The sequence below is a fragment of the Hyphomicrobiales bacterium genome (assembly GCA_030688605.1).
Taxonomy (GTDB): Bacteria; Pseudomonadota; Alphaproteobacteria; order Rhizobiales; family NORP267; genus JAUYJB01.
In genome coordinates this window covers 1-3,699 of record JAUYJB010000032.1, presented here as the reverse complement: position 1 = coordinate 3,699, position 3,699 = coordinate 1, and the positions used below count along the sequence as shown (strand labels likewise).

Here is a 3,699-nt window from a genome sequence, read left to right as displayed (position 1 = left end):
CCGGCCGGTGGCGGTGGGATCGTCGATCCCATGAGCGCATTAGAGCACGATATGCAATGGTTGCCAAGATGTTATTTTGTACAGTAGTCGCCCCGTGTGGTTAGGGGAGGAGTGATGCGCCGAGCGAGCCGTACTGACGCCACGCAGGCCGAAATCGTCGCCGCGTTGCGCAAGGTCGGCGTGTCGGTGGAGGTCATAGGTCTGCCGTTCGACCTGGTGCTCTACAACCCGCGCCAGCAGGAAATGTCCTTCGGGGAGTGCAAGACGCCGCGGCCGACAAGCGAGGGCGGCGGGCATGGGCTGACGAAGCTTCAGGTCGAATGGGTCAGTAAATGGCCTGGCCGGATTTACATTTTCCGTTCCGCCGAGGATGCGGTGCGGCAGGTGCTCGGCGAAGAGGTTATGGCATGAGCAAAGAACAAGAAAAGTGTTACTGGCGCTGTCTAATTGTTGAGTTGCAGCGCGTGATGACGATTGCTGAGATTGCTGAGGAAGTGGGCGTCAATGACCGCCAAGTGTGGCGCTGGAAGGAAGGCGGTCGACCGAAAGGCATGAACGCGATTCGTGTTTACTTGCTCCACGTGAAACGCTGTCCCGAGGGACACTGTCCGATGGGGCATGTTCAAGTAGATGGAACGCTCCAGAATATCGTGGTCAAAGCACCTCATTAGGCGGATGTGGTGATTGCGTTAACCCATACCGACGGCTGCAGGACGTTTGCCATGCCCGAGGCTATCGCTACGATCGCGGATGCCGGCGCGTCGTTGAACGGCGTTCGCTCGATCGTCCGGCTTATCGATGGGCGCTGCTTCGAGGCCCGCGAGACGGTCGAGGAATTGCTAGCCGCTACAACGCCCCCAGAGCCTCGCTCAACCGCTCAGGTACCAGACCCTCACCAGCCAAGCCCGAGCGCAGCCACGCGCCTGCCAGCGGGCCGCAGGGCTTGAATCCGTGATTCCGGAACGACAAACATTGGCCCCTACATACGAGCGCGACCAGCGGCGTGACTTCAACAGCGGCGATGACAGTGCCCGGGGCCTAAGCAACAGTACGAGGGCCAATCTCCGCAACCGCTGGACTGATAGATGACCCCGATCGCCGACACCGAGTACTGGCGCATCGGCAAATACACCGTGCAGTCCCGACCGCGCCCCGACAATCCCGCGTTCAGCCTGTTCGTCGTGTTCCACGGCTTACGGCTTGTCGGCAAATCGTTCTCACGCCCCGATCTTGGTTGTTGCCGCTGGCTCGAGCTCGGTCGCTATGCCGAGCGCAGCCACGAACCGTTGACCTACCGCGAGCGTCAAGAGAAGCGCCGGCCTGGCCGCGGGCACGCAGACATGCCCAAGGACCGCTGCGCGTGACATCCACGGCCAATGCCTTCCTGAGCTTTATGTCCGCTGAGGCGCTTTCGTTGGTAGAGCAGGCAAAAAAGTATCGTGCCATGATGGAACATTTAAAGGCAGATGATCCGAATCGTGCGATCTACGCGGATATCATTCGCGATTTGTTAGAAAGATCGCGCCGCATTTCCACGTTCACGAGATGCTTGAGCAAATAGAGCAGCTCTACCGCTCCGGCCTCAGCTTCCGAATCATCGGGAGCATTCTGGGCAAAGACGAAAGCACCATTCGATATCACCTGTGGAAACTCCCCTATTACAGAGCGATGGTCGATAGAGTTCTCCTATCCCGCTTAGCACACGCGCAGGGGAAACGACTCAAAAACGCTATCTGGCAACTGCGCCGACATCGCCCGAAGCTCTACAAGCGCTACCTGCTCCGCAATGCGCCAGATCTGCCGAATCCGGTTCGTTTCGGCCTTGAATGGCGCGCGGACTGTCCTAAGTGCTTGAAGCAAAAGGCTGTTTACGCGCGCAAGGTAAAAGCGGCCTGGCAGTGGTCGTGCTCTGTGTGCGGGGCTGAGGATGGCTGAGGCGCGTCTTTGTAGGGGATGCAAGGCGGTGCATGACCCGTTGCTGACGTGCGCTGTGGCGAGGCGTAGGGCGTCTGGCGTGGTGGTTAACGCTCCGGTGGTTAACGCGGTGGTGGTTAACGCGGTGGTTAACGCGCGGAGCAAGGACAGGCACAGGAATACGCCGGAGCGGCGAGCGTACGTGGCGAAGAAGATGAGGGAGCACAGGAGGCGGGCATGAGCGTTGTTTCTGCGCCAATCTGGCCGGAATCGATCCTCGCGCATAGTGCGAATAAATTAATCGATGTGCTATCAGGGACTTGCGCTCCTATTTAACATAATGACTATTGGCAGACGCATGAATCCAGCTCATGTGGCGTCCGACCGGGGGGGTCACGTCCTTATTGCGAGCGCACGCCCCCCGATGCAGAAGGGGTCCCCACGCCTGTACCCGGACTTGGTTTTTCTGGCGGCGCGCGAAAAATTTTCACGTGTACGATGCGTGCCCCAGATGATCTCTGGGCGCATTCGAGAGAGATTTTTCAAGTTTGTGATGCCTGTTCCGTGGACTGGGTGCCACGAGTGGCTGGGCTCGCTGGATGGCACCGGTCGCGGAAGGGTGCGGATTGGCCTGCCGCGCAACACTGCCCCTGCTATCGCGGCTCGAGTCGCGTACGAGATTGAGCACGGCGCGATACCGGCGGGGCTGAACGTGCTGCACAGATGCGACAACCCGAGGTGCGTGAGCCCGGCGCATCTTTTCGTTGGCACCGACTCGGACAACATGCGGGACATGGTTGCCAAGGGGCGTGGGCGGAAAGCAAAGACGCACTGCGTCCGTGGCCATCTGCTTTCTGAGGGACTACTTTGGCGCGGGAAACGTATTTGCAGGTTATGTGACCGCGTGCGGGGCGCGGCCTATCGACAACGAAAAAGAACCAGCCAGCTAGCGAGTCCTTGATGCTGTTTTTTTCCCATCGTGTATCTGCGCCCGAGATGACGTCGCAGAACGTGGTGAATGTGGAGGTGACGCTTGAGAGGATTCGGCATGAGCTTGTTTCGTGCACGGGATCGAACACGTTGGCGGTGGTGTTCATGGTGGCGGTGGTTGGAGGTCGGGAGGGTCGCGGCGCGGTCGTAGGTCATAGCGGGGGATGGGACGAGGCGACGTGGTTTCTGTTGTCGCTGGTGAATGACGCGCAGTCGAATTTTCCGAGGTGGCGCAAGTGGCTTGTGAGTAAATTGCTTCGGGTGCGGCGCTGGAGGGGGTTATGACGGTCTTGCACAGGTGCGAGCGGGAGCAGGTTTCGGACGATCCGAATGTTGAAGATTTCGGGCCGGCGGTTGAATTGTGCGAGGCGCGCGGCGATGGGTCTTTGTGGGTATCGAACGGGGAATACGCATCGCGGGTGAATTACTGCCCATTCTGCGGGCACAAGGCCCTGGTGCCGAGATGAGCGCGCTGCCCGTCGCGGATCCAGGCCCGATGGCGAGGCTGGAGGTGGTGAAGGCGGACGCTGGTGCGCCGTCGGTGATTTTTCAGCGCTTGGCCGATGGGGAGTCGCTGAAGGAGATTGCGAAGCAGTGGGCGGTGCCGAAGGGTCGGTTTGTGGAATGGTTTACGACGACGCATACGGACCTGTATGACGCGGCGCTGAAGGTGAGGGCGGCGGATTTGGCGCTGGAGGCGATCGACATTGCGGACACTCCCGAGAAGGGCGTCAAGACGAAGACGCGGCCGGACGGTTCGCTAGAGGTGTCCGAGGGCGACATGATCGAGCACCG

The 3,699-nt window shown here is 60.0% G+C and carries 6 protein-coding genes; all 6 read left to right on the top strand.

All coding sequences use genetic code 11. From position 1 onward, the window contains the following. Positions 1 to 114 precede the first annotated feature (114 nt). Positions 115 to 411 (top strand): hypothetical protein, encoded by a 297-nt coding sequence (locus tag Q8P46_03800; protein MDP2619288.1) that lies wholly within the window; start codon positions 115 to 117, stop codon positions 409 to 411. Continuing rightward, a complete protein-coding gene (locus Q8P46_03795; GenBank protein MDP2619287.1) occupies positions 408 to 671 on the top strand; it encodes a hypothetical protein in 264 nt (87 codons plus the stop codon). The genes Q8P46_03800 and Q8P46_03795 overlap by 4 nt, the downstream gene beginning before the upstream one ends. 414 nt (positions 672 to 1,085) lie before the next feature. Next, on the top strand, positions 1,086 to 1,364 hold the full coding sequence (locus tag Q8P46_03790; protein MDP2619286.1) for a hypothetical protein: 279 nt from the start codon (positions 1,086 to 1,088) through the stop codon (positions 1,362 to 1,364). Further along, complete coding sequence (locus tag Q8P46_03785) at positions 1,361 to 1,561, top strand: hypothetical protein (GenBank protein ID MDP2619285.1); 201 nt, start codon at positions 1,361 to 1,363, stop codon at positions 1,559 to 1,561. The genes Q8P46_03790 and Q8P46_03785 overlap by 4 nt, the downstream gene beginning before the upstream one ends. Further along, positions 1,546 to 1,935, top strand: coding sequence for a helix-turn-helix domain-containing protein (locus Q8P46_03780; GenBank protein MDP2619284.1), 390 nt, complete (start codon positions 1,546 to 1,548; stop codon positions 1,933 to 1,935). The genes Q8P46_03785 and Q8P46_03780 overlap by 16 nt, the downstream gene beginning before the upstream one ends. A gap of 1,357 nt (positions 1,936 to 3,292) precedes the next feature. After that, positions 3,293 to 3,699 (top strand): hypothetical protein (locus Q8P46_03775; protein ID MDP2619283.1); only part of this gene is annotated, 407 nt, incomplete at its 3' end.